25 protein-coding genes and 1 other annotated feature (1 of these 26 cut by a window edge) are annotated in these 26,595 nt (G+C 30.9%); of the genes, 21 read left to right on the top strand and 4 right to left on the bottom strand.

The annotated features are described in order from the left end of the window. Positions 1-26: 26 nt before the first annotated feature. From KQI86_RS10810 to KQI86_RS10895, 18 genes are all read left to right on the top strand, one after another. Positions 27-1,142 (top strand): amidase domain-containing protein, encoded by a 1,116-nt coding sequence (locus KQI86_RS10810; RefSeq protein WP_216439315.1) that lies wholly within the window; start codon positions 27-29, stop codon positions 1,140-1,142. 37 nt (positions 1,143-1,179) lie between these two features. After that, positions 1,180-2,100 (top strand): M15 family metallopeptidase, encoded by a 921-nt coding sequence (locus KQI86_RS10815; protein WP_216439317.1) that lies wholly within the window; start codon positions 1,180-1,182, stop codon positions 2,098-2,100. Positions 2,101-2,372: 272 nt separating this feature from the next. After that, positions 2,373-3,272, top strand: a complete 900-nt coding sequence (gene gnd, locus KQI86_RS10820) for a phosphogluconate dehydrogenase (NAD(+)-dependent, decarboxylating) (RefSeq protein ID WP_216439320.1) — start codon at positions 2,373-2,375, stop codon at positions 3,270-3,272. A gap of 26 nt (positions 3,273-3,298) precedes the next feature. Continuing rightward, positions 3,299-4,786 carry a glucose-6-phosphate dehydrogenase gene (gene zwf, locus KQI86_RS10825; RefSeq protein WP_216439322.1) on the top strand — a complete coding sequence of 496 codons (1,488 nt, stop codon included), beginning with the start codon at positions 3,299-3,301 and terminating at the stop codon, positions 4,784-4,786. A gap of 14 nt (positions 4,787-4,800) precedes the next feature. Further along, positions 4,801-5,424, top strand: a complete 624-nt coding sequence (locus KQI86_RS10830) for a cyclase family protein (RefSeq protein WP_216439324.1) — start codon at positions 4,801-4,803, stop codon at positions 5,422-5,424. 151 nt (positions 5,425-5,575) lie between these two features. Beyond that, positions 5,576-6,775 carry a M20 family metallopeptidase gene (locus KQI86_RS10835; protein WP_216439330.1) on the top strand — a complete coding sequence of 400 codons (1,200 nt, stop codon included), beginning with the start codon at positions 5,576-5,578 and terminating at the stop codon, positions 6,773-6,775. Between the two features lie 17 nt (positions 6,776-6,792). Next, a complete protein-coding gene (locus tag KQI86_RS10840; protein WP_216439332.1) occupies positions 6,793-8,193 on the top strand; it encodes a YfcC family protein in 1,401 nt (466 codons plus the stop codon). A 382-nt stretch (positions 8,194-8,575) separates the two neighbouring features. Then, positions 8,576-9,499 (top strand): DUF368 domain-containing protein, encoded by a 924-nt coding sequence (locus tag KQI86_RS10845; RefSeq protein ID WP_216439333.1) that lies wholly within the window; start codon positions 8,576-8,578, stop codon positions 9,497-9,499. A 332-nt stretch (positions 9,500-9,831) separates the two neighbouring features. After that, positions 9,832-10,533 (top strand): glycosyltransferase family 2 protein, encoded by a 702-nt coding sequence (locus tag KQI86_RS10850; RefSeq protein ID WP_216439334.1) that lies wholly within the window; start codon positions 9,832-9,834, stop codon positions 10,531-10,533. After that, positions 10,530-10,859 (top strand): DUF2304 domain-containing protein, encoded by a 330-nt coding sequence (locus KQI86_RS10855; protein ID WP_216439335.1) that lies wholly within the window; start codon positions 10,530-10,532, stop codon positions 10,857-10,859. The genes KQI86_RS10850 and KQI86_RS10855 overlap by 4 nt, the downstream gene beginning before the upstream one ends. Positions 10,860-10,932: 73 nt before the next feature. Further along, positions 10,933-11,211: an EamA family transporter gene (locus KQI86_RS10860; protein ID WP_343216164.1), complete on the top strand. Its 279-nt coding sequence runs from the start codon at positions 10,933-10,935 to the stop codon at positions 11,209-11,211. A gap of 91 nt (positions 11,212-11,302) precedes the next feature. After that, positions 11,303-12,547 carry a glycosyltransferase family 39 protein gene (locus KQI86_RS10865; RefSeq protein ID WP_216439337.1) on the top strand — a complete coding sequence of 415 codons (1,245 nt, stop codon included), beginning with the start codon at positions 11,303-11,305 and terminating at the stop codon, positions 12,545-12,547. A gap of 23 nt (positions 12,548-12,570) precedes the next feature. After that, on the top strand, positions 12,571-13,266 hold the full coding sequence (locus KQI86_RS10870; RefSeq protein WP_216439339.1) for a response regulator transcription factor: 696 nt from the start codon (positions 12,571-12,573) through the stop codon (positions 13,264-13,266). Continuing rightward, a complete protein-coding gene (locus KQI86_RS10875; RefSeq protein WP_216439341.1) occupies positions 13,256-14,464 on the top strand; it encodes a sensor histidine kinase in 1,209 nt (402 codons plus the stop codon). The genes KQI86_RS10870 and KQI86_RS10875 overlap by 11 nt, the downstream gene beginning before the upstream one ends. Positions 14,465-14,506: 42 nt before the next feature. Beyond that, on the top strand, positions 14,507-15,169 hold the full coding sequence (locus KQI86_RS10880; RefSeq protein WP_425514373.1) for a response regulator transcription factor: 663 nt from the start codon (positions 14,507-14,509) through the stop codon (positions 15,167-15,169). Continuing rightward, complete coding sequence (locus KQI86_RS10885; RefSeq protein ID WP_216439343.1) at positions 15,166-16,194, top strand: sensor histidine kinase; 1,029 nt, start codon at positions 15,166-15,168, stop codon at positions 16,192-16,194. Before KQI86_RS10880 ends, KQI86_RS10885 begins: the two co-directional genes overlap by 4 nt. Positions 16,195-16,283: 89 nt before the next feature. After that, on the top strand, positions 16,284-16,952 hold the full coding sequence (locus KQI86_RS10890) for an ABC transporter ATP-binding protein (protein ID WP_216439345.1): 669 nt from the start codon (positions 16,284-16,286) through the stop codon (positions 16,950-16,952). A gap of 14 nt (positions 16,953-16,966) precedes the next feature. Then, complete coding sequence (locus KQI86_RS10895; RefSeq protein ID WP_216439347.1) at positions 16,967-19,348, top strand: ABC transporter permease; 2,382 nt, start codon at positions 16,967-16,969, stop codon at positions 19,346-19,348. A 125-nt stretch (positions 19,349-19,473) separates the two neighbouring features. Here the strand turns inward: KQI86_RS10895 and KQI86_RS10900 are convergent, their stop codons facing one another. Both KQI86_RS10900 and KQI86_RS10905 read right to left on the bottom strand, forming a co-directional pair. Further along, positions 19,474-20,037 carry a chromate transporter gene (locus tag KQI86_RS10900; RefSeq protein WP_216439349.1) on the bottom strand — a complete coding sequence of 188 codons (564 nt, stop codon included), beginning with the start codon at positions 20,035-20,037 and terminating at the stop codon, positions 19,474-19,476. Then, positions 20,034-20,600, bottom strand: a complete 567-nt coding sequence (locus KQI86_RS10905; protein ID WP_216439351.1) for a chromate transporter — start codon at positions 20,598-20,600, stop codon at positions 20,034-20,036. Before KQI86_RS10905 ends, KQI86_RS10900 begins: the two co-directional genes overlap by 4 nt. A 124-nt stretch (positions 20,601-20,724) precedes the next feature. On the opposite strand from KQI86_RS10905, the gene KQI86_RS10910 reads away from it, so the two are divergent. Beyond that, positions 20,725-21,609: a LysR substrate-binding domain-containing protein gene (locus KQI86_RS10910; protein WP_216439353.1), complete on the top strand. Its 885-nt coding sequence runs from the start codon at positions 20,725-20,727 to the stop codon at positions 21,607-21,609. Between the two features lie 101 nt (positions 21,610-21,710). Continuing rightward, positions 21,711-23,720: a thioredoxin domain-containing protein gene (locus KQI86_RS10915; RefSeq protein WP_246582742.1), complete on the top strand. Its 2,010-nt coding sequence runs from the start codon at positions 21,711-21,713 to the stop codon at positions 23,718-23,720. A gap of 184 nt (positions 23,721-23,904) precedes the next feature. Here the strand turns inward: KQI86_RS10915 and KQI86_RS10920 are convergent, their stop codons facing one another. Further along, a complete protein-coding gene (locus tag KQI86_RS10920; protein ID WP_216439355.1) occupies positions 23,905-24,597 on the bottom strand; it encodes an LrgB family protein in 693 nt (230 codons plus the stop codon). Further along, positions 24,598-24,948 (bottom strand): CidA/LrgA family protein, encoded by a 351-nt coding sequence (locus KQI86_RS10925; RefSeq protein ID WP_216439357.1) that lies wholly within the window; start codon positions 24,946-24,948, stop codon positions 24,598-24,600. A 117-nt stretch (positions 24,949-25,065) separates the two neighbouring features. Between KQI86_RS10925 and KQI86_RS10930 the strand changes: the two genes are divergently transcribed. Then, positions 25,066-26,271 carry an MDR family MFS transporter gene (locus KQI86_RS10930; protein ID WP_216439360.1) on the top strand — a complete coding sequence of 402 codons (1,206 nt, stop codon included), beginning with the start codon at positions 25,066-25,068 and terminating at the stop codon, positions 26,269-26,271. Positions 26,272-26,402: 131 nt separating this feature from the next. After that, positions 26,403-26,595 (top strand) — a binding site (T-box leader); it runs 18 nt beyond the window's last position.

Genomic DNA, 26,595 nt, shown 5'->3' on the forward strand with positions numbered 1-26,595 from the left:
ATAAAAGATTGTAAGGAGTGCTATATATGAACATTTATTCTAAAAAGGTAACATATAAAATTATAATAAAATTTTTAATAATAATAAGTATATTTTTATTATTAGATTTATTTAATTATAATAGAGCATTAGCAATTACGGAAAATAATAATGAAGAGGTTATAAATGCTATAGAGGAGATTTTTGAAAATAGGAATAAAGCTATTCTAAATGGGGATTTAGAATTGATAGAAGCTATGTATGATGAAAATACTACCTATGGTAAGTGGGCCTGTGAACATGAAAAAAGGAAGATGAAATACATTAATAATTGGGAACAGAAACAGGGGGTAAAATTTATTGACATAAATCCAGAGGTTGTAGTGAGAAAAGTTAGTGGAGGGGATAATAAATATTCTGTCAATTTATTATGTTCAACAGAATATAAGTATGTATATGAAAACAATCCAGAGGAAGTAAATATATCTAGAATTGGGACTTACCATATCTTGAACTTAGTAAATAGAAGAGGAATGTGGATCATCACAAAGGAATGGTATAAAGACCCTTTTGCAGATTCATTAAACTTAGATAACATAAAAACTGATTCCATAAAAGAATTTATATTGAATCAAAGTAGCAGAGATTTTTCCAATATGAATGAAAGAAGAATTAAAGCTATAGAGTATGCTGATAAATATTGTGGAGCAGCCAATGAAAAAAAATATGGTTTTACTTATAATAAAGATTATAGAAATTTTAATTCTTTAGGAGGAGATTGCGCGAATTTTGCCTCTCAAATACTCTTTGAAGGTGGTAAGTTTAGAAAAAATGCCATGTGGAATTATGAGAAAGGTAATGGAACACGTGCTTGGTTGAATGCAGATGGATTTAAAGATTATATGCTGCATAGTGGTAGAGCCTCGTTAATTGCCTATGGAAATTATGATAAGGTATATAAGGCATCCTTTAAGCTATTACCTGGAGATTTCGTTGCATATGAAAAGAAAGGTGATGTCACTCATATCTCAGTTGTAACAGGAGCTGATTCTAAAGGATATTCTTTAGTTAGTTGTCATAATACGGACAGAAACAAGGTGCCATGGGATCTTGGTTGGAGCGATAGTAATATAAGATTTTGGTTAGTACGTGTTCATTATTAATAATTAATATACTTATCAACTTTTGAGGAGTGATCTTATGAAAAATTTTATTACAAAAGTATATTTAATTATAGCATCACTTTGTTTAGTTCTTTATAGCGGCTGTACTGTAAAGGCTGCATCAGATTCTAGTGATTATGAAAGAATTATGAAACAGGATATTCTATCTTTAATGATGGCTTATCCTGATTATATTTCAGATGTGATACAAGAAGAAAATGGATCAGTCCATGTAGTGATGAAATCAGGTAAAAAAATTTTATATGATGATAAAAAAGAAAAAAGTTTTGAAGGGAAAATCGCCAATCCAGATATACAGGATATGATGGAACATATATATCCATTATCATCCATTTCGAAATTAATGGATAAAAACTTTGATCCTGGTCGTTGCAGGGTATACCCTTTGTTAAAAGAAGTTTATGGTGATTCAAAAGAGAAAGTACAGTGCAGTCTTAAAAATGTAGCATATACTAATTGTCAATTCAGCGGCAATAACAAGGCTGCTGAATCATTGGAATTAGTAATGAAGGAGCTTATACCAATGGCCAAGGGAAACAACACCATAGGAGCCTGTATATATCCAATGAGTGGAACTTTTAATTATCGCTATATAGCTGGAACAAATAGATTAAGTCCTCATGCTTTTGGAATTGCTATCGATCTTGCAAGGGATAATAGAGATTATTGGAAGTGGACCTCTGCTGAGGAAGGAGAAAAAAGAATAGCCTCTTACCCTAAAGAAATTGTAGAGATATTTGAAAAAAATAATTTCATATGGGGAGGTAAATGGGGACATTTTGATATTTTGCATTTTGAGTATAGACCTGAGATTATAATAAAGGCCAGGTATTTTGGAGAGAAATGTAAAGCAGGAGAATTATGGTATGAGGGTGTATCTACAGAAGATGCTACTATAAAAACTTATATTGAAAAAATTGAAAAAGCATTTAAATAATCTAGCTAATTAGTACTAAATATTTAATATGATTCATAGAATAACCAATAGAAAAATATAACCATAATGGAGAACATTATGGTTATATTTTTGGCAAATGAAGATTGTGTACTTTTATAGTATTGTATTATCAGTTTTTATATTGATATAATATAGTAAGATGTTTATAGTATGAATAAGTAGAGAGTTCATATGGAAAAATATCATTGGCAACCGTATAAATTTACAATTGATTTTACCATATACAATTTAAAAGTGTGAGGAGGATTAATATGAATGTTGGACTAATTGGATTGGGAAGAATGGGTTATAATTTAGCATTAAATGCAAAGGATAAGGGACATAATGTGGTGGTTTTTAATAGGACGCTGGAAAAGGTTCAACAAGCGGAAAAAGAAGGACTAATTGGAGCATATAGCTTAGAGGAGTTTGTTCAAAAGCTTGAAGGAAGAAGGATTATATGGCTTATGGTTCCTGCGGGGAATTCTGTTGATGAAATGATTACAAAGCTTGTGCCGCTTTTAAATGAGCATGACATTATAATAGATGGAGGAAATTCAAATTATAAAGATACATTAAGAAGATATGCTGAACTAAAGGGTAAAGGAATAGATTTTGTGGACATAGGTACTAGCGGAGGTATAGAAGGAGCAAGAAATGGAGCATGCACGATGATAGGTGCAGAAGATGATGTATTTAAATTTATAGAGCCTTTTATTAAGGACATAAGCATCGAAAATGGATATCTACATACAGGTGCAAATGGCTCCGGTCACTTTGTAAAAATGGTTCATAATGGTATAGAGTATGGTATGATGCAGGCTATAGGAGAAGGTTTTGAAATACTTGAAAAGTCTCAGTTTGATTTAAATTATGAGAAAATCGCAAAAGTATGGAACCATGGCTCCGTTATAAGAGGATGGCTTATGGAACTTTCAGAAAATGCATTTAGGAAAGATCCTAATCTTGATAAAATCAAAGGAGTTATGTATTCATCTGGAGAAGGATTATGGACTGTTCAGGAAGCATTAGATTTAAAAGTGGCTGCAACAGTTATAACTCAATCCCTGCTCATGAGATATAGATCGGAACAGGAAGACACTTTCAATGGTAAGGTTGTAGCTGCATTAAGAAATGAATTTGGAGGACACGCAACTAAGAAGAATGAATAAAACTCTTCTAGAGAGGAGGAATTAGCATGGAGATAAATATTGATTTATCATGTATAATGGTTATTTTTGGTGGTACTGGAGATCTTACACATAGAAAGCTTATGTCTGCTATATATAACCTGTCATATCAGAATATGCTTCCTGATAATTTTGCTATTGTATCTATAGGGAGGAGAGTCTTCACCGATGAAGAATACAGAGAGCAAATAAAAAAATCCGTAAGTAAATATTCAAGATTTCCTATGAAAGATGAAAAATGGGATGAGATTAGAAGTAAAGTATATTATTTGGATTTTGATTTTAAAGATAATGATGGTTATATAAAATTGAAAAAACTTTTAGGTGATCTTGATGAGAGATATAATACTCACGGGAATAGAATTTACTATCTAGCTGTAGCTCCAGAATATTTTGAACCCATAGTTGGAAAATTAAAATTTCATGGCATGAATACTCATAAAGGCAGCAAAAGGAGAATAGTAATAGAGAAGCCATTTGGAAAGGATCTTAAGTCCGCTACGTATTTAAATGAGAAAATCACATCAGCCTTTAGTGAAGATAACATTTATAGAATAGATCATTACTTAGGAAAAGAAATGATACAAAATATAATGGTAATAAGATTTGCAAATTTATTTTTTGAATCTCTTTGGAATAACAAATATATAGATAATGTACAAATTACATCAAGCGAAATGGTAGGTGTTGAAAGCAGAGGTGGGTATTATGAATCTGCTGGAGCACTTAAGGATATGATTCAAAATCACATGTTTCAGCTACTGTCACTAATAGCTATGGAGCCGCCAGTAAGTCTCCATACTGAGGATATTAGAGACGAAAAGATAAAAGTATTTAAATCTATTGAAAAAGTAACACCAGAGTATGTAATGGAGAATATGGTAAGAGGCCAATATGGAAGGGGCAAAATAGGTGATAAAGAAGTCGTAGCATATCGAGAAGAAGATAAGGTATCACCTGCTTCAAATATTGAAACCTTCGTAGCCATGAAGCTATATATTCAAAATTATAGATGGGTAGGAGTTCCCTTCTATATTAGAACTGGAAAGAGGTTAGCGAGTAAATCTACGGAAATAGTTATTCAATTTAAGTCTATGGAAAAGCTATTATATTTTAAAGAATTTGACAACTTAGAACCTAATCTTTTAGTAATAAAGATTCAGCCCAAGGAAGGAATTTTCTTTCAGATAAATGGTAAGAAACAAGGGGTTGAAAATAGGATAATACCTATTCAGATGGAGTTTTGTCAAAACTGCCCTCTTGAAAACAATTCACCAGAAGCTTATGAAAGACTTCTTTTTGAGGTTATGAAAGGAGATTCAACACTATTTACGAGATGGGATGAGGTTGAGTATTCATGGAAGTTTGCTGATACAATATCAGAGGTATGGAAAAATAAGCAACCTAATTATCCTAATTATGATTCTGGAAGCTGGGGACCAAAGGAATCAGATGAATTGCTAAAAAGGGACGGAAAGTTTTGGTGGAATGTATAGGAGGGGGAAAGTATATGAAAATCTATGATATATCAATGAATATACATGAGAAAATGGCTGTATATAAAAATAAGGATGAAAAAAGACCGACTATTAAGGTGTTGCAAGATTTTTCAAAGGGAAGTAGTTATGAATCTAGAATAAGTATGGATATGCATACTGGCACTCATATAGATGCACCACTTCATATGATGGAAAATGGAGCTACTATGGATGAGTTTAATATTGAAAATGTGGTGACAGATTGTAAAGTGTTAGATTTAACATCATTAAGGGATAGAATTACAAAAGAGGATTTTATAGGTACAGAAATAAATGAAGGTGACTTTATTTTATTAAAAACTAGAAATTCCTTTGAAGAGGGGTTTGACTTCAACTTTGTATTCCTTGAAGAAAGTGGAGCTAAGTATTTAAAGGAGCTAGGAATAAAAGGTGTAGGAATAGATTCTCTTGGGATAGAGAGGAGTCAAAAAGGACATGAAACTCATAAGATTCTACTTGGAAACGGCATAACCATAATTGAAGGACTTAGACTTAAAGATGTTAATGAGGGGAAATATCTATTATGCGCCTTGCCACTTAAGATTATGGGAGTAGAGGCTGCACCAGCAAGAGCCATTCTAATAGAACAAAAGTAAATTTAGTTAATAAAAGACCACATAGTTTATTAAATTACTATGTGGTCTTTTAAAATAGGCATTTTATGGATTGAAATGATATAATAATTATAATAGAGGGTTAGCAGCAGAAGAAGAAGGAGCACTTTAAAATATTTAAGGAGGAATAAATATGGATAAAAAAATTTTTGATATTGCTAATAAATACTTTAACGAAATTACTAAAACTGCTTCAGAAATGATTCAAATTCCAAGTAAATCAGGGCATGAAAAAGAAATGGCAGAATATACTGCTTCTAAGATGAAGGAACTTGGATATGATGAAGTGGTAGTAGATAAAGTAGGAAACATAATTGGTAGATTTAAAGGTACAGGCGGAGGACAATCTTTAATGTTAAATTGTCATTTAGATGTGGTAGATGAAGGTCCACATGAAAAATGGAAATACCCTCCCTTTAGTGGAGCTATAGCAGAAGGTGCTATATGGGGAAGAGGAGCATCAGATACAAAAGGAACTTTTGCAATACAACTATATACTCCATATATTTTAAGAAAGGAAGGAATGATGAGTAAAGGAGATATATATGTAATTGGCGTAGTTCATGAAGAAAGTAGTGGTTTTGGCTCTATGACAATGGTTCAGGAAGGCTTTAGGGTTGATAATGCTATCATAGGAGAAGCTACAGAAAATGATATAGCAATATCTTGTAGAGGAAGAGTGGCAGTTAATGTAATCATAGATGGTAAATCATGTCACGCAAGTATACCTGAAGAAGGAGTTAATCCATTTGATTTTTTAGGAAAGTTTTTAGTAGAACTAGAAAACTATGAGTTAGGTGATGACCCTGTTTTTGGAAAATCTACTATTTCGCCAACCTTTATAAGCTCTTCTGAAAAAGGGACAAATATAATACCTAATACAATTACATTAACCCTTGATTATAGAAGCGTGCCTATTGATACAAATGAGTTTGTTTTAGAAAAATTACAGAGGATTGTTGATAAAGCAATGATACCAGGTATTAGTGTAGAACTAGAAATTATAAAGATTCCAGTTAAATGCTATACAGGATTTGAAGGGGAAGGATATCAGGGAGAACCGGCTTTTGCTATAAGCAAAAATCATGAATTAGTAGTCAATTCAAAGAATATTTTAGAAAAAACTCTAGGAAGGAAGGTACAAGTTAAGCCCTGGGATTTTGCAACAGATAGCGGACATTTTATGAACGTAGGAGTTTCTGTAATCGGATTTTCACCAGCAGAGATAAAAAAATGTCACACAGTTGAGGACAATATAAGATTAGATATGATAAAGGAGGGAATCGTTGGATATATTGCGTTGTCATATGAAATAGCTAATAAAAGCAAATAATATGGGAGTGTAATTATATGCATGAATTAAAAAAGAAAAAAATTAATATTAATGCCTTTGTACTTATCTTTAGTGTAATTATTGTGTGTGCTATAGCTTCTTACTTTGTAAGTCCGGGTGCCTTTGAAAGACAAGTTGTTGATGGAAGAACTATTGTGGTGCCAGGAAGTTTCCATGAAACATCAAGAAGCCCTCTTTCGTTATTTGATATTTTCAGAGCTGTACCAAATGGATTAATAGGAGCTAGTAATGTTGTATTCTTGGTATTAATAGTAGGGGGATCTATTGAAATATATAATAAATCTGGATCTATTAGTGCAGGAATTTCACTTTTAGTTAATAGTGCAGGTGACAAAGGTGGTCTTATAGTTATAACCATGCTTATGATTATGTTTGCTATTTTAGGGGGATTTTTAGGATGGATTGAAGCGGCAATACCTTTTGTACCTATTGTGATTCCGATAGTTTTAGCATTAGGATATGATTCTATGACTGCTGTAGCTGTTTGTATTTTAGGATGTATGGTAGGATTCGCTGTGGGTCCTACTAATGTGTATACAGTGGGTATAGCTCATAGCGTGGCAGAGCTACCTATGTTTTCAGGTTTTGGTTTTAGAATATTAGCCTATATAACTTTTGTATGTGTAAGCATTATATATACCCTTAGATATGCAACAAAAGTTAAAAAAGATCCATCAAAAAGTTTGGTTCTTGGCATAGATGTTAGTGATATTAAATATGACTTTAGTAAAGATAAAGATAAAACTATGAATTCAACTCAAAAATTAGCATTAATAATTTTAATATTAACATTTATTTTTGTTGTGTATGGAATGATCAAGCTTAAATGGAATATTAATGATATGTCAGCAGCATTTTTACTAAGTGGTATTGTAGCAGGATTAATATGCAAAATGAATGCAGATACAATAGCTACAACATTTATCTCAGGTGCCAAAGCATCAATGAGCGGTGCTATGATTGTAGGTGTAGCTCGTGGTGTTCAGTGGACTCTTGAGAAAGGAGGAATAATAGATCCTATTATTAACTCAATGGATAAAGTTCTTCATGGACTACCACCGTGGGCATCAGTTATAGGTGTAATGGTTCTTGTAACATTATTAAACGGATTAGTTGCGTCAGGAAGTGCTAAAGCAATGGCTTTAATGCCTTTGTTAATCCCATTATCTGATTTAATAGGAATTACAAGGCAAACAATGACACTTGCATATCAATTTGGTGATGGTATATCAAATATTTTCTGGTTCAGTTATGGAACTCTTTTGATATTTCTCTCTTATGGAAAGGTTCCTTTAACCAGATGGTACAAGTTTTTAATGCCTCTATTTGGAATATTCATTATACTTTCTATTATGTTTTTATTTATTGCAATTAATATTGGGTATGGACCATTTTAATAAAAATTTTATTATAAACTTATTATGCAGCTTGCTTTAGATTTAAAGTGAGCTACATTTAATATACTATCACTAACTAGGAAAAACTTGACTTGATTTTATATTATAGAGTATAATACACTAAAATGTGCAATTTAGAGATGATTATTTAGAAATTGAAATAAAGATTTTAGAGTGAAAAAATCTATTAGAGGTTATATAATAAATATAGAGAAAATCATCAATTTTTGTGTTTAATGCATTTAAATTGATGATTTTTTATTTTGATTTATAAAGATTAAAAAATCTTAACTTAATTCTAATTTTCATCTGATTGATAAGAATATAAAAATAATATATCATTAATTTTTAGTAATTCATTAAACTTTTAGAGGAGGACTTTATGTATATAATTAATTTTATAAGAGGATTTTGTATGGCATTAGCTGATAGTGTTCCCGGAGTATCAGGTGGGACCATAGCATTTATATTAGGGTTTTATGATGATTTTATTAATTCATTAAGTTCTTTAACATCAAGAAATGGAACAGGTGAGAGGAAAAAAGCCCTTTTATTTTTATTTAAGTTAGGTATTGGCTGGGTGGTAGGAATGATTTTATCAGTCTTATTTCTATCTTCAGTATTTGAGTCTCATATCTATGAAATAAGCTCATTATTTGTAGGCTTTATTATATGTTCTATACCTTTAGTAATAAAAGAAGAAAAAGATGTAATAAGGGATAAATATAAATATTTGATTTTCGCTTTAATTGGAATTTTAATAGTTGTAGCAATAACTTATTTTAATCCAGTATCAAGCAATTCATCAATGGATTTATCATTAGATAACTTTTCTTTAGGGTTTGCCATTTATGTATTCATAGCTGGTATGATAGCAATTTCAGCAATGGTATTACCAGGTATTTCAGGCTCAACATTATTACTTATATTCGGGTTATACGCACCAATTATAAGCTCAATAAAGGAAGTTTTAACTTTAAATTTATCACCATTACCAATGCTTATAGTTTTTGGAGTAGGTGTTATTGTAGGTATATTATCAACTATTCATATTATTAAGTATCTTTTAGCAAATTATAGATCACAAATGATTTATTTAACAATAGGACTTATGATTGGCTCAATTTATCCAGTATTTATGGGTCCTACAACATTAACAGTTCCTTTAGAGCCAATGAATTTACATACCTTTAGTTTGATTTATTTTATTATGGGTGGAGCATTGATATTTGGTCTTGAGAAGTTAAATATATGTATTAAAAATAAAACTAGTAAAAATGTTGAAGAAAATGGAGTTAATGGGTAATAGAAAATATTTTATTAAAATAAAATAGAGTTTAAATAAATACAAGAAAAAACAGGCCACAGGTGATGAGTATCATTACCTGTGGCCTATTTACGTGCTAATTTAGTTTTAATATTGTTAGAGTATTCTTCAGTGAATCTTCATAAAATCTTCATTGTTTTAGCAAATGTTTCTTTAATAATAGGCTTCATAATAACTAGTATAAATGGAAATAGTTATTAGATTAAGAGAAGAAGCATTTTTTATTAACTATAATATTTCTTTTTTTACATTTTGCAGAGAAACTTAATTTTTTTCATCTATAGATTTTAAAGAAAGGGTGGGAGATAGTTATGAAATATTTAGCGATAATTCCAGCTTATAATGAAGAAAAAAATATATATAAAGTGGTAAAGGCAATTAAAGATAGTAATTTTGAATTTGATATTGTAGTTATAAATGACGGCTCAAAGGATAATACAGAATTAGAAGCGAAAAAGGCAGGAGCAAAGGTTTTAAATTTAAGTAGTAACTTAGGTATTGGTGGTGCTGTACAGACAGGATATTTATATGCACTTTATAACGATTACGATGCAGCGGTACAGATTGATGGGGATGGTCAGCATAGTTCAAAGGATTTAGGTAGGTTAGCTAAGGAGCTTAATGAGAGTAATGCAGATATGGTAATTGGTTCAAGGTTTATTTGTAAGTCAAATTATAGACCTAGTGTATGTAGGAAAATTGGAATAAAATATTTTTCAAGGCTTGTGTCTTTTTTATGTAAAAGTTCATATTATGACACCACTTCTGGTTATAGAATGGTTAACAAAAGAGGAATCAGCCTTTTTGCAAATTACTATCCTCAAGACTATCCAGAAGTTGAGACTATAGTATACGCTGTAAAAAATGGTCTTAACGTGAAAGAGATTGATGTTAATATGAAGAAAAGACAAGGAGGAAAATCTTCTATAACACCAATAAAAGCTGTTTATTATATGGTGAAAGTAACTCTAGCTTCACTTATTCAACCAAATAAAAAAGGAGTGTTACAATGAATCTATTTTGTTTTATGATTTCACTTTTTTTTCTAGTTATAAGCATTATATTTGTTCGAAAAAGAAGTTTGGAATTTAAGTGGGGGTTGTTATGGATTTTAGTAAGTTTAATTTTAATGATATTTTCAATAGATTCAAGGATTGTAGAATATCTTGCAAAAGCTACAGGGATAATGTACGCACCAGCATTTTTGTTTTTTATGGGTATAGTATTTAACTTAATAATGATTTTTTATTTAATGATAGTAATCTCAAGTATGCAGAAAAAATTAACAAAGCTTATACAAGAAAATTCTATATTAAAAGATAGAGTTGAAGAAAGGTAAAAAAATGAACTATTTATTATTGATAATTAATATATTTATGTTGGTATGCGGCCAAGTTTTATGGAAGATTGGAATGAGTAAAATTGATTTTCAGCTATCTTTTAAAGGCATAATTAATACTTTATTTAATCCTTACATATTTTCTGGTGGAATTATATATGTTTTTGCTACGATTATTTGGTTGTATTTATTGTCTAAGGACCAGTTGAGTAGAATATATCCACTTCAAAGTTTATGTTATATTGTAGGGGCCTTTGCAGGGGTTATTATATTTAATGAAAGTTTAACAATATCAAGAATTCTTGGACTTTTGTTAATTTTTGTAGGAGCTATTTTAGTTGTGATAAAGTAGAAGAATTTATATATTAAGAGGCCATCAATACAGCATTAAAAATGATGATTCAATAAGATGATTTAATGATAGGATAAGCGGAGGAAGATATATGAATAAATTAAAAGATATGAGTGAGGAGAAAAGAATCAATATTTATTTAATAATTATTGAAATAGTTTTTATATCAGTAGCTATTTTTTCTATATTTGCTTATGGAGATTCGTTGCTATTAGGAAGCCTAGAAGAATTCAATAATGATGATGTAAAATATATTAGGAGCGCATGGAATTTAATAGATAATAATATATTGTCTTATGAAAATATAAAAGAACCTACAGTTTACATAATGCCGGGCTTAACCCTTGTGCTTTCATTTTTTATGTCTATTTTTGGTAAGATAAATGGCATTGTAGCATTTAAGATATTTCAAGCAATATTGCAAGGGATAAGTTTATATTTGTTGTTTTTAATAGGGAAAAAAGTGTTTAATAGTAAAGTGGCTTTAATAGCATGCTTTATGGATGCATTATATGCAGCTGAAATTTATGCAACAAACCTAATTTTAATGGAAGTTATTTTTAAATGTTTGCTGTTACTTTTAATATATATAAGTATTTATGCAATTGAAAAGAAAAGTTTAAAACTATATGTGTTGGGTGGAATTGTTTGGACAACGGCCTGTTTGTTTAGACCTCCCATTGCTGCTTACCCACTGTTGATTTTAATTATGTGGATAAAAAATAGATATAGTTTTAGTGAAATGGTTAAGTATACTATGGTAGTTACAACTATATTTTGTATTATTATGGCACCCTGGTGGATAAGAAATTATAAAGTTTTTGATAGAGTAATTTTGTTTACAAAATCTAGTGGAAATCCGTTTTTGCAAGGGACCTTTGTTAATTATGATCAAAGTAAAGGTTGGGGAGTGCCTTATGAAAAAGGAAAAGATGCTCTAGAAAGTGATGAAAATGAAATAAAAGCAGGACTTGAAAGATTAAAAATATATGGAAAAAAAGAACCATTAAAATATATAGCTTGGTATACTTTGGGTAAAACTTTTTATCTTTGGAGAGCTCCTTTTTATTGGATAGCTAATATATCATATATTCCTGTAATTATTTATCATCATGTAATTTTATATTTGGCTCTTTATGGTATGATAAAACATAAGGATAAAAGTTTGAATCTTAAGTTTTTGATTATGGTAGTAGTTTATTTTAATGTTATATATTTACCATATTTTACATTTGAAAGATATGCATATCCTATAATGCCATTAGTAATATTATTTGCGGCATATACTGTTAATGATAGGAGATATAAAAAAATAGGTAATTATTATAGTTATTAATAATAAGAAAGGGGCCATAATTCATGGAAAAAAACACAATATTAGTAGTGGATGATGAAAAAGATATAAGAGAGTTAATTGAAATTTATTTAATAAATGAAGGATTAAAGGTTATTACTGCTTGCGATGGCATTGATGCCTTAGAGAAACTTAAAAATAACAATATTGATTTAATAATTTTAGATATAATGATGCCTAAGTTGGATGGAATGAGAACTTGTCTAAAGATTAGAGAGGAAAAGAAGCTTCCCATCATTATGCTCTCTGCTAAAACCGAAGATTGCGATAAAATATTAGGACTAAATGTTGGAGCAGATGATTATGTTACCAAACCTTTTAATCCATTAGAGCTTACCGCAAGAGTAAAATCTCAACTTAGGAGATGTTTTAATTTTAATGAAGTAAAAGAAGATGATGAGGATGAGATAATAATTGATGGACTCTCCATAAATAGAGGCTCTAGAGAAGTTTTTGTTGAGGGTATATTTGTAAGACTTACTCCCTTAGAATTTTCTATATTGGAAACCTTAGCACTTAATAGAGGTAGAGTTATGAGTACAGAACAGATTTATAATAATGTATGGAAGGAACCTTTTAATAATGCAGATAATACTGTAGCTGTACACATAAGAAACATAAGAGAAAAGATTGAAATTAATCCTAAGGAACCTAAGTACATAAAAGTGGTATGGGGAGTGGGATATAAAATTGAAAAATAGAATTAAGAAATTATTATTTGGTAGCATAATCAGAGAGCTGCTATTGACCGTTATTTTAAGTATCACTTCCATATTTTTGATTTTTGATGTAATACCATATAAGGTATCAAATACAATATCCACTATTATATCATATGCGGTGCATTTTATCGCAATAGGCGTCATACCAGCTATTACGGTTATGATATTGATTTTTCCGAAGTTTAGAAATAAAGCTAAAGAGCTATTATTTAGAAGCGTGACAAGGGAATTAATATTGGCCTTTTCTTTAATTCTTATTTCTGTAAAATTATTTCCTAATATAATAACCATTTTATTATTAATTTACCTATTAGTTAGAAGAAAAGCTGAATATATAAAAAGCATATGTAATGGTATAAAAATAATTTCTGAAGGAAACTTAGATTATAAAATAGAAGTAAAGGGGAATGATGAGCTAGCAATTTTAGCAAAAGAGATAAATAGCATGTCACTTAAGTTAAAAAATAAAATAGAGGACGAAAGAGCTGCGGAAAGGTTGAAAAGTGAGCTTATAACTAATGTATCTCATGATTTAAGAACGCCACTTACAGCTTTAATGGGATATATTCAGCTTGCGGCAGATGATAAAAAAAGTTTTGAGGATAAGGATAAATATGCAAAAATATCTTTAGAAAAATCAAAAAAACTAAAGATATTGATAGATGATTTGTTTGAGTATTCTAAGCTTGAGAGTGGCGGTATTAAGCTTGAAAAAGTAAAAGTTAATATAATAGAAATAATAGAGCAAAGTATAGGAGAACTCTCAATTAAAGCGAAAGAAAGAAAGATATGTTTTAGTAAAAACTTTAAAAATACCAAAGTGGAATTATTGGTGGACCCTAACAAAATGGCAAGAGTTTTCGAAAATATTATAGGTAATGCTGTTAAATATAGCATTGAAGAAAGTTGCGTAAATATAAATTTACATGAAAATAATGAAAATGTAATTATAGGTTTTGAAAATATAGCTGACAATATTTCAGAAGAAAGTTTAGAAAAAATATTTAATAGATTTTATAGGACGGATGAATCGAGAAATTCAAAAATTACGGGGTCGGGTCTAGGATTAGCTATTGCAAAAGACATAGTAGAATTACATGAAGGGAAAATTTGGGTGGAGAATCAAGGAGATAAATTTACAATTAACATAGAATTAAATAGGAAGATATATGAATAGCATTAGAAAGGATGTGAGTGAAAAATTAAACGAATACTTATAATTGAAGATGATCAAATGTTAAGTTCAGGATTGCGCTTTGATTTAGAAGCAGATGGCTATGTTGTTAATACGGCATATACAATAAAGCAGGCATTAGAAAGTATTGAACATAAGGAATATGACTTAATTGTAATTGATGTTAATTTACCTGATGGCAATGGATTTTTTCTATGCTCTAAGATAAAAGAAAGAAAAGATATTCCTATTATTTTTTTAACCGCCTGCGATATGGAAAGCGACCAAATAAAAGGTTTTGATTTAGGCGCTGATGATTACATTACAAAACCCTTCAGTATGCCATTATTTAGAAAGCGCGTCTCTGTTGTATTAAAACGTAATGAAAACGCCAATATAAAGAACTTGTATTCCGATGGCTATCTAATAATCAATTTTGACACATTAGAGGCAATCAAGGATAGTGAAACAATCAGTCTTACAGCAACAGAATACAAGTTGCTAAAACTATTTATCTCCAATGCAGGAATTGTTTTGACAAGGCAAATCTTTTTAGAACGTCTTTGGGATAATGATGGGAATTTTGTTGACGAACACACCCTGACGGTAAACATTAACCGCCTGCGCTCAAAAATAGAAAGCCCCAATCATAAATATATTAAAACCATTTATGGTATGGGTTATCAATGGGCAGGTGAAAAACTATGATAAAAAAAATATCTATTAAAAGAATCTATGAAATAAGTGTGGTAATTACGCTTATTATTTTTGCTTTATTTACTGTTGCGGTGTTTCATATTACTTCAATATTGGCAGAAAGGCTTTTATTACTTTCACTACTTATCTTTTCTGTGATTGTGGGCATGGTCATCATGTATGTGATTCACAAGAAGATTGCCGATTTTTCAGATGAATTAGATAGCTATCTTGATGATATGATAAATGGAAGAGAAGATATTGACTTTGTACTCAACGAGGAAACACTAATATCAAAACTGCAAATAAAACTAAAGCGGCTTTATGAAATTATGCTACAACAATCGAAGAAAAGCATTACAGAAAAAGAAGCCATACAATGCTTGGTATCTGATATTTCCCATCAAGTGAAAACACCTATTGCAAATATAAAAATATATAATGGAATTTTACAAGACAGGCAACTTACTGAGGAGCAGCGACGGGATTTTTTTATTGCAATTTCAACACAGGTTGATAAACTTGATTTCCTCATGCAATCCATGGTAAAAATGTCACGCCTTGAAACAGGAATTTTTGAGATAAAGCCCAAACAGGCTTTAATTTATAATACCCTTGCTCAGGCGCTAAGCGGTATTGAGCCAAAAGCCGAAACTAAGAAAATAAATATTATAGTGGAATGTGCAGAAACTATGGTAGCATTGTTTGATGAAAAATGGACCACGGAAGCACTTTTTAATATCTTGGATAATGCCGTTAAATATACCCCAAGGGGTGGTGAAGTTGCGGTATCAGTCAATCAATGGGAGTTTTATACGAAAATTGATATCTTGGATACAGGTAAAGGTATTCCTGAAAAAAGTTATGGCAGCATATTCAAGCGGTTTTATCGTGAGCCGGAAGTCCACAACCAAGAGGGTGTTGGTATTGGCCTGTATCTTTCCCGTGAAATCATTACCATGCAAAATGGTTATATTGAGGTCAAGTCCAGACTTGGTATTAGTACTACTTTCTCTGTTTTTATTCCAAATTGCTAAAATGTCTCAATGTTGTTATATTTCTGAGAGGTTTGTGAGATATTTTAGATATATTATTAAAGTATTCCAAAAGAAAGTAGGTAAATAATATGAAAACTGTGTTACAAACAAGGGAATTAAAAAAATATTATGGCACAGAGCAAAATATCGTAAAAGCTCTTGATGGCATAAATCTTTCCGTAGTACAAGGTGAATTTGTTGCAATTGTAGGCACTTCAGGCAGCGGAAAATCAACCTTACTTCACATGATGGGAGGTTTGGACAATCCTACCTCTGGTAGTGTTCAGGTGGATGGAAAGGAATTGTCAAAAATGGATAAAGACCAACTTACTATTTTTCGCCGTAGAGAGATTGGTTTCGTTTTTCAAAACTATAATCTTATTCCAAATCTTAACGTATATGAAAATATTGTGCTACCAATTGAATTGGACGGAAATAAACCAGATGAAACTTTTGTGAATGATGTTTTATCGTTACTCCATATTGAAGAAAAACGAAATAGCCTCCCTAATACTTTATCAGGAGGACAGCAACAGCGAGTTGCAATCGCAAGGGCATTGGTGACAAAGTCAGCTATTATTTTGGCCGATGAGCCAACAGGAAATCTTGATAGTCGTACAAGCCAGGAAGTATTGGGACTCTTGAAAATGAGCAGTCAGAAATTTAATCAGACAATTGTAATGATTACCCATAACAATGAAATAGCCCAACTTGCGGATCGGATTATCCGTATTGAAGATGGCAGGATTGTAGGATAGGAGGAGGCTAGGCTATGATAGAGAATAATAATAGCGGTGTAATTAAACACCTATCAAACAATAGCTTGAATTCCAATAAATTTCGCAATCGTTTAATTGGAATTGTCATTATTTTATCAGCATTTTTGCTTAGCTTTTCTTCAACATTCATATACAATGCTGCCGTTGATATACAAAATAAAACCTTATATCAGGGTATATATTCTAATGTAAGCGATGACATGCTTAGCTATATCCAAAATAATGTTGATGTATTTGAATATGGCGTTCATAGGGATGTTGGCATAGTAAAAGGTGAGAAAGCCATTTTGGACATCATTTATACAGATGACAATATGATGAAATTATCTAATGTATCTATCAGTAAGGGAGAAATGCCTAGCAAAGATAATGAAATAGCAATTGAGGAGAGGTATTTGTCAGCGGTGGGAATAGATGCTGGTATCGGAGATACTATTACATTATCTTTTAGAAATGATGTGAGCCGTGAAATACAAGAACGGGTATTTATCATTTGTGGTTTTTTGGATGTAGGTAATAACAGCACTGCCCGTACTAGGTTTGACTCTATTGTAGCAAAAGACTTTCTGCTCTCAGATCCGTTTTTGTCTACTGCTGATATGGCAATAGCTGTTCAAATATCAAATGCTAGTTCATATTCTAACGACGAACTGAAAGCAAAAGTTAAGGAAATAGGGACACTTGCAGGGGTAAGAGGGGAAGATATCCATATAAACAATTGGAATATTGATAGTAATAATGCTTCTTCTCAAACCACTTTAGCTATCGTTGCAATTGCACTTGTTGTCTTATTTGCTTGTGCATTAGTAATTTACAATATATTCTATATTTCTATTATGAGAAGAATAAATGAGTATGGCCAATTGCGTACTATTGGAGCCACATCAAAGCAAATTCGTAAAATTGTCCTTCGAGAGGGAAGAAAGTTATCTTTTAAATATATTCCCATTGGAATTGTACTTGGTTGCATTGCTAGTGCTATGATTTCACCAGTCAAATGGCAAATGTATCCCAGTTTAATATATGCTATTATTTCCTCTGGAATAACTTATCTAACTGTTATGGTATCGGTGAAAAAACCTGCAAGGTATGCAGCTTCAATTACTCCGATAGATGCTACACGATATACCCATTATCAGTGGAAAACCAATAAAACTGAACGTGCAACAAAAAAACTTTCTGCTTTTTCCCTTGGGATTATGAATTTAGCAAGAGATAAGAAAAAAACAATATTGACCTTTACATCATTGTCTCTTAGTGGGATATTATTTATTTCTTTAGCTTCAATTATGACTGCTATTGATGCCAACCTTTATGCCCGTGGTTTCTTTCCATATGGAGGTGAATATACAATTAGTTTGAATGGTGATTTGATTTCTTCAACAGTGAGTTACAGTGATTTACAAGTTGACAATCCACTTACGGAGGAATTGAGGCAAAGTATTGTACAGATTGATGGAGTGGACAGCGTTGAAACAAAAAAGTACATTAGTGCATTCCTGTTAGATGAAAACTACCAAGGTGATACAATAGGGATTTACAGTATGGCAGAACAGGATGTTGATAACTTTCAAAAATATTTAATAGCTGGTGAATTAACAGGAAATATCAAATCTAATGAAATTAGTATTGTGGTTAATCAAGGTGCTGCAGCATATGAAAATAACAATCTCACTTATGAAATTGGGGACTACGTAAATACCATTATTAAGGAGGGTGAAAAGAGAACCAAAATAACCTTTGTTGTAGATGGGGTTATTTTTAACGATGACAGTGGAATAACATTTTATTTGCCAAGTGATGTGATGGATAGCATTGTGTCTGGAAATTGCAATTCTGCTTTTGAAATCATTTCAAGTCAAGGTTATTCCAAACAGGTTGAAACTCAACTTAGACAGTTGATTGCTAGGGATGAAAGACTTTCAATAGAACTTTTGAGAGATATTACTATAGAGATAAAATCTGCTTTCAAAATGATGATCATAGCACTATATACTTTTGTAGCCTTTATTGCCGTATTTGCTATTGTGAATTTACTGAACACAATTATTACCAACACCATTGTACGCAAAAAAGAAATTGGCATGTTGCAGGCGGTGGGGATGGACCGTAAGAAACTACGAACAATGCTTCAAACTGAAAATTTATGCCTAACACTTGGTAGCTTTCTAATATCACTTGTTATAGGCGGTATTGGTGGTTATGCGTTATGCAATGCTATTTCAAATATAGGTGGCTTAGATTATATTCAATACCAATTTCCTTTGTGGCAAATTGTTTCATACTTTCTCTTAATTATCATTGTCCAATTTACCATAACTTATTTCCTTGATCGTTCTATGTCAAAACAAACAGTGATTGAGCGTCTACAATAAAAGACTAGATTTAACGGCGGCCATAAGGCCGCTATTTTTTATCCGATGACTACCATAATAATAAAGGTCTTATTTTTATAAGCGAAATACAGAAAGTATTTATGAAGATTAGTGTTTCTCAAACATCATTGATAAAAAAACAAGCCTATAATACCTGTTAGAATAATAATAAATATTGGATTCATTTTATACCTTCTTAGTAGAAATAAAGAAATAATGAATACAATGATGGCAGTAATATTAAAATTAACAGCTTTAGCATCAAGTGATGGTGAGCCCCAAAAGGCAATCAAAAGAATAGTGGATGCAGAAGCCGCAATAAGTCCAACAGAAGTAGAACGCAACCCTTTTAATATATTGGAAATGATATCTATATCTTTATGTTTTCTGAAAAATCTGTATAAAATAATAGAAAGAATAAATCCAGATAGAATACATCCTAATGTAGCTACTATAGCTCCCAATATACCTGCAATGCGTATTCCCACAAAAGTTGAGGTATTAACTGCTAAAGGCCCAGGGGTCATTTGAGAGATTGTAATAATATCAGTGAATTCTTGCAAAGTAAGCCAATGATGTAAATCCACTACTTGTTCCTGTATTAATGGTATTGTGGCATAACCGCCGCCGATACTAAATAAACCAATCTGCAAAAAGCTGACTAACAAAATAATTATATTTTTATTCATAGCTTGGCCCTCCTTTTCAAATAAGTTTGTACAAAGCATAGGAATGAACAGAAAATAATAATTAGAATAACATTAATATTTAAAAAGAAACTAGCGAAAAATGAAGCAGGAACCATTAATGTTAACAACCAATTTCTTTCATCTAAAATTCCTTTACTCATATCGATTACTAAATCCACGATAGTAGCGGCGACGCCTGCCTCCATTCCTTTTAGGATTGAAGAGATAACTCTATTATCTCGAAATACACTATAACAAGAAGATATAACAGATAAAATAAGCAAAGGGGGGAGGATTGTTCCGATACAACAAATGATTGCACCTATAATTCCAGCAATACGATAACCTACTAATACAGAAATATTAACTGCAATGGCACCAGGTGTTGATTGGGAAATGGCTGCCATATCTAGCAGCTCCTGTTCATTAATTAACTTTAGATCATTTACGAAATATTTCTGTATCATAGGTATAACAATGTATCCACCTCCGAAGGTAAAGGCGCTTATGGAAAACATTATTCTAAATAGCGAAAAATAAAATTTTAATTTATTAGATTTCATAATGATAAAATTCTCCTCTACATACAAATTATAGACCTTCTATATTATATCTTATAGAAATATCATAAGTAAAATAGTATAATATTATAATAAACATAACTAATTAGTAATGAGAGGTATTCATATGAATTTGAGGCACTTACGTATTTTTAAAACTGTATGTGAAGAAGAGAGTATTACAAAAGCATCTGAAAAATTGTTTATGACACAGCCAGCAGTTTCTCAAGCAATCAATGAACTAGAATGTTATTTAGGTATTTGTTTATTTGATAGAATTTCTAGAAGACTTTATTTAAATGAAACGGGTAAACTATTTCTAGCAAAAGTAATAAAGCTTTTGGATTTGTATGATGACTTGGAACAAAACTCCAAAGAATTAGAAGATAATGCAACTATTAAGATTGGATCAAGCATAACCATTGCAAATTTTATTTTACCTAAAGCAATAGCAAATTTTGAAAGGATTTGCAAGAATACTCCAACCAAAGTTATAATTGATAATGCCAGAAATATTGAAAATATGCTAATCAATAATGAAATTGATTTAGGATTGATTGAAGGAGTTATTTATAAGGAAGAGTTAATAAAAATTCCATTTTCAAACTATGAATTAGCAGTACTTTGTTCGCCTGAACATAAATTTGCGCTAGAAGAATCCATAGATGTTAATACATTAATAAAAGAAAGGTTATTATTGAGAGAAAAAGGTAGTGCCATTCGTGATGTTTTTGACAGCGCATTATTATTACATAATATAACTGTAAATCCAGAATGGATAAGTGTAAATTCACAAGCTTTAATTTATGCAGTAAAGCAAAACTTAGGAATAAGTGTGTTGCCAAAAATATTAGTGGAAAATGAAGTTAGTAATGGAGAGCTTTTTGAGGTAAGAGTAAATGATTTTGAATTAATCAGTGTAAATCATATTGTATTTCATAAAGATAAGATCCAAACTAAGAATTATAAAACGCTAATTGAAATAATAAAGAATAAAGCAAGTAATAAATAGATTACCTATATTGAAAAAAATATAAAGGATTCATCTAAGATTACTATTAAATTAATTATAGTAATCTTTTTTATTTAGGGAATAATACTTAAAAATGTAATATGAAAGACGGTGGTGTTATGCCTAATAATAAAATACCGAATCGATTGATTAATGAAAAATCCCCTTATTTACTTCAACACGCATATAACCCTGTAGATTGGTATCCATGGGGTGAAGAAGCATTTAAAAAGGCTAAGGAAGAAGATAAGCCAATATTCTTAAGTATAGGATACAGCACATGTCATTGGTGCCACGTAATGGAAAGAGAGTCCTTTGAAGATGAGGAAGTTGCTAAAAGGTTAAATGATGTTTTTATATGTATTAAGGTAGATAGGGAAGAGAGACCTGACGTGGATAATATATATATGACTTATTGTCAAGCCATGACAGGAAGTGGAGGATGGCCACTTACCGTAATTATGACTTCAGAGAAAAAACCTTTCTTTGCAGGTACATATTTTCCTAAAAAAAGAAAGTTTGGAAGACCAGGTTTATTTGATATTATAGATGAAATAGAAATTAACTGGCACGGCAATAGGGATAATATTATTAAATATTCCAATAAGCTATTAGAAAACATAAAATTGGAAAATAGTAAAAATAGAAAGACTGAGCTGGATGAAAATATAATTATAGAGGCTTTTAATAAACTAGAGAGAGCTTTTGATAGTGAATATGGAGGATTTTATGTTCAGCCTAAATTTCCAACTCCCCATAAACTAATGTTTCTTCTTAGAGTATGGAAGATTTATGGGTATAAAGAAGCCCTACATATGGTTGAAAGTACATTAGAAAGTATGTACAAAGGTGGCATATTTGATCATATAGGATTCGGGTTTAGTAGATATTCTACGGATGGGAAATGGCTTGTTCCACATTTTGAAAAAATGCTATATGATAATGCTTTATTAGCTCTAGTATATGCAGAAACTTATGCTGAAACTAAAGAGGAAAAATACAAGGACATATGTGAAAAAATACTTTGGTATTTAAAAGATAAGATGATATCTCAGGAAGGAGCTTTTTATTCCGCGGAAGATGCAGATTCAGAAGGGGTGGAAGGAAAGTTTTATATATGGACTTCAGAAGAGATAAAAGAAGTTTTAGGAGAGGAAGAGGGAGAGTTTTTCTGTTCTTACTATGATATTACGGGGAGAGGAAACTTTGAAGGAAAAAACATTCCAAATTTAATCAATCAGGATTTAAATGAAATAAGTAGAGATACCTTAGAAAGATTAAATTCATTAAGAGAAAAGCTATATATTTATAGAGAAAAGAGGATACACCCACATAAGGATGATAAAATACTAACCTCTTGGAACGGATTGGCTATAGCTGCCTATGCTTATGCAGGTAGAATATTTAACCATAAGAATTATATAAATATAGCAGAAAGAGCTGTAAATTTCCTATTAGCAAATCTTGTAAGGGAAGATGGAAGAGTTTTAGCAAGATTTAGGGAAGGGGAGTCAGCTTATTTAGCATATCTAGATGATTATGCCTTTTTAGTGTGGGGCTTAATAGAGCTATATGAAGGAACTTTTAATGATGATTATCTAAAAAAAGCTATTTATTATAACAATGAGACCATAAGATTATTTTGGGATAAAGAACTATCAGGCTTCTTTATTTACGGTGAGGATGGAGAAGAGCTTTTATTAAGACCTAAGGAGAGTTTTGATAATGCAATGCCTTCAGGAAATTCAGTGGCTATTTACAATATGCTAAGGTTATATAGCATGACTGAGGACTTAGAATTAAGCAATAAAGCTACAGAGGCTTTTAATGTATTTGGAGAAAATATTAAAAACTATCCGGAAGCTCATTTGTTTTTGTTAATTCCGTTTATGTTTACAGTAAAGGGAAATAGAAAAATAATTGTTTCAGGAAAAAGAGAAGATAGTACTTTAAAAGAAATGATAAGTGAAATCAATAAGAAATTCACACCTTTTACAAATGTAGTATTGCAAAGTAGCAATGAAGATGAGACTAAGGCATATATATGTGAGAATTTTGCTTGTAGTAGTCCTGTAAGTACTTTAGAGGAGTTTGTAAAGTTGCTTCATTAATTTAGGGTGAATTAAATAATTGTAAGTCAAACTATAGTAAATTAAGTCATGGTAAATTAAACCATATAAAAGAAGTTCATATATGATAGCATAGTGGAGAATAAAGTTTTAGATTAGTTAAGAGCATACAATCTTAAATTTTAATTCTCCACTATTAATTAATCAAATTAGCTAAGTTTTTTTATTAAATAAGTATTTTTACTAGAATAGGAGCTAATATGGAAGTGGCTAATCCAGCGATACCTATAGCTAGTCCACTCATTGCTCCCTCTGTTTCACCCATTTCTATAGCTTTAGTTGTACCTACGGCATGAGTAGAAGTACCAATAGCTATACCTATTGCGATTTTATCATCAATTTTAAAAAGTTTACATACTATAGGCGCTATAACGGCTCCCATTATGCCTGTAATAACAATTGCAGAAACTGTAACAGCAGGTATACCTCCAATAACCTTGGACACTTCTATTCCTATAGGAGTGGTTATTGACTTAGGTACCAACGAAAGCGCAAGATCCATATCTATGTTAAATAATTTGCATAAGTATACTACGCTAAAAATAGCTGTAAATGTTCCTACTGTAATTCCTAAAAATATGGGTATTACATACTTTTTTATTAACTCTAATTGATTATATAAAGGTACAGCAAGCACCACTGTAGCGGGAGCAAGAAAAAAGGAGATTAAATTTCCTCCTAAGTTAAAAGAATCTAAATCAATATTAAACTTAATCAAAATTGATGCTATTAAGATTACACATATTAAAAGAGGATTAAATAAAGGTATATTAGTTTTTTTGTAAATCAATAATCCAATTTCAAAACATGCTATAGATAAGATTACCCCAAATAAAGGTGAGTTTATAATTGAATCCATCTATTTGTTATTCCTCCTTGCGTATAATTGAATTGTCCAACCTGTTACCACCATCGTTATAATAGAGGAGATAAACAGTATAGACAAGAAAGCAACCCATTGTCCTTCTAAAATTGCCATACATGATATTATGCCTACCCCTGCTGGAACAAAGAAAAAAGAAAGATGATCCAATAAAAATTTACTTAAAGTATCTATCATGTTAATTTTTATAATTCCAGAGCATAAAGCAATAAATAAAAGCAACATGCCTAATACATTACCGGGTATGGGAAGTTTGAATATATTGTGTATTAATTCTCCTAAGAGGCATAATACTAATATAATACCCATTTGTCTAAGTAGTTTCATAAAAACACCTCTTTTCTGTAATAGAGTTAGGAATGTACCAATACTTATTTTAGTACTATTGAAAGAAAAATGCCAGAATTAATATATATTTTTGTAGAAAAATGAGGGTGAAAATATATGAAAAAATATATTGAAAGTATTGTAAACCCTTATAAGGGATTGCCTAAAGAAATTTATATTATGTTTATTTCAAGAATGATTAATAGTTTAGGAAGTTTTGTTTACCCTTTACTCACATTGATATTAACTCAAAAAATTGGATTATCTCGTAATAAAGCAGGTATATTTATGACATTTATTGCAGTCTTATCAGCACCAGGTATGCTGATTGGAGGAAAGTTAGTAGATACTATAGGGAGGAAAAAAACAATATTAATATTTCAAACTTTAGCTTTAATAGTTTTTGTCATATGTGCTTTTTTAAAACCATCATTTAAAATGGCATACACACTCATGCTAGCTCCTGTTTTTTATTCTTTTTGTATGCCGGCTCAAGATGCCATAACAGCAGATTTGACTGATGAAAGTAATAGAAAAGAAGCATTTTCCTTGCTATATATGGGACATAATTTGGGTTTTGCTATAGGACCTATAATTGGAGGTATGCTATATAAAAATTACCTTCCCTTAGTTTTTTTAGGAGATGCTCTCACTACATCTGTATCTCTCTTGCTTGTAATGTTATTTATTAAAGAAACTCTAAATAAAGAAGATAAGAAAATTATAGATAATAGAGAATCCTCAATATCTATATTAAAGAAAAGAAAAAAATTAATATATTTCGCTTTAATATTATTTATATACCAATTTTCCTATTCTCAATGGGGATTTTTACTGCCTTTGCAGTTAGGAGATATTTATGGTCAGGATGGAGGAAAGTATTTTGGGTTTATGGCTGGTGTAAATGGAGTTTTGATAGTGTGCTTAACTGCTTTTATATCAAGGGTTACAACCAAGCTTAAGAGTTTAAAAATTATTGCTATAGGGGGATTGTTTTATTCTGTAGCTTTTTTAATATTTTCAATGGAAAGTAGTATAATATATTTTTTTATTGCTGTAGGAATAATGACTTTTGGAGAGGTAATGGTATCTGTTAACACTCCGGTGTTTATATCAAATAATACTCCACCTAGTCATAGAGGAAGGATTAATGCAATACTTCCAACTATATATGGAGCTGGATGGGCACTAGGTCCTGTTTTGATGGGATCATTTTTGTCATATTACCCAATAGAGGTAGCATGGACTGCTGTATTTTTGTTGATGTTTCTTGCAGCTTTATTCATGATGATATTGAATGTTCAGAAAGACAAAAGTCAATAATTCATATTGACAAAACGGGAATTATAATACTATAATTACTAAAGATTAGTAATAAACAAGTAGCTTAAGTAATTTTTATTAGTAATAATGAAAATGCATTGCTTTGAATAATATTACAGTTAAAATAAAATCTAAATTTTATGAAGAGGAGAGTATTTTTAACATTTCTTTAAGCGAGCAGGGAGTGGTGGAAGCCTGTAAGAAAGTTAAGAAGAAGAGAGCCTTGGAGAAGCTTATTCCAAATTCTAAAGTAGAAGAGTAGAGTAAGACGTTAACCGCGTTAAGGTTTTGAGTGGACTATTGTCAACTAGAGTGGTACCGCGG

Source organism: Clostridium mobile, from assembly GCF_018918285.1.
GTDB lineage: Bacteria > Bacillota > Clostridia > Clostridiales > Clostridiaceae > Clostridium_AW > Clostridium_AW mobile.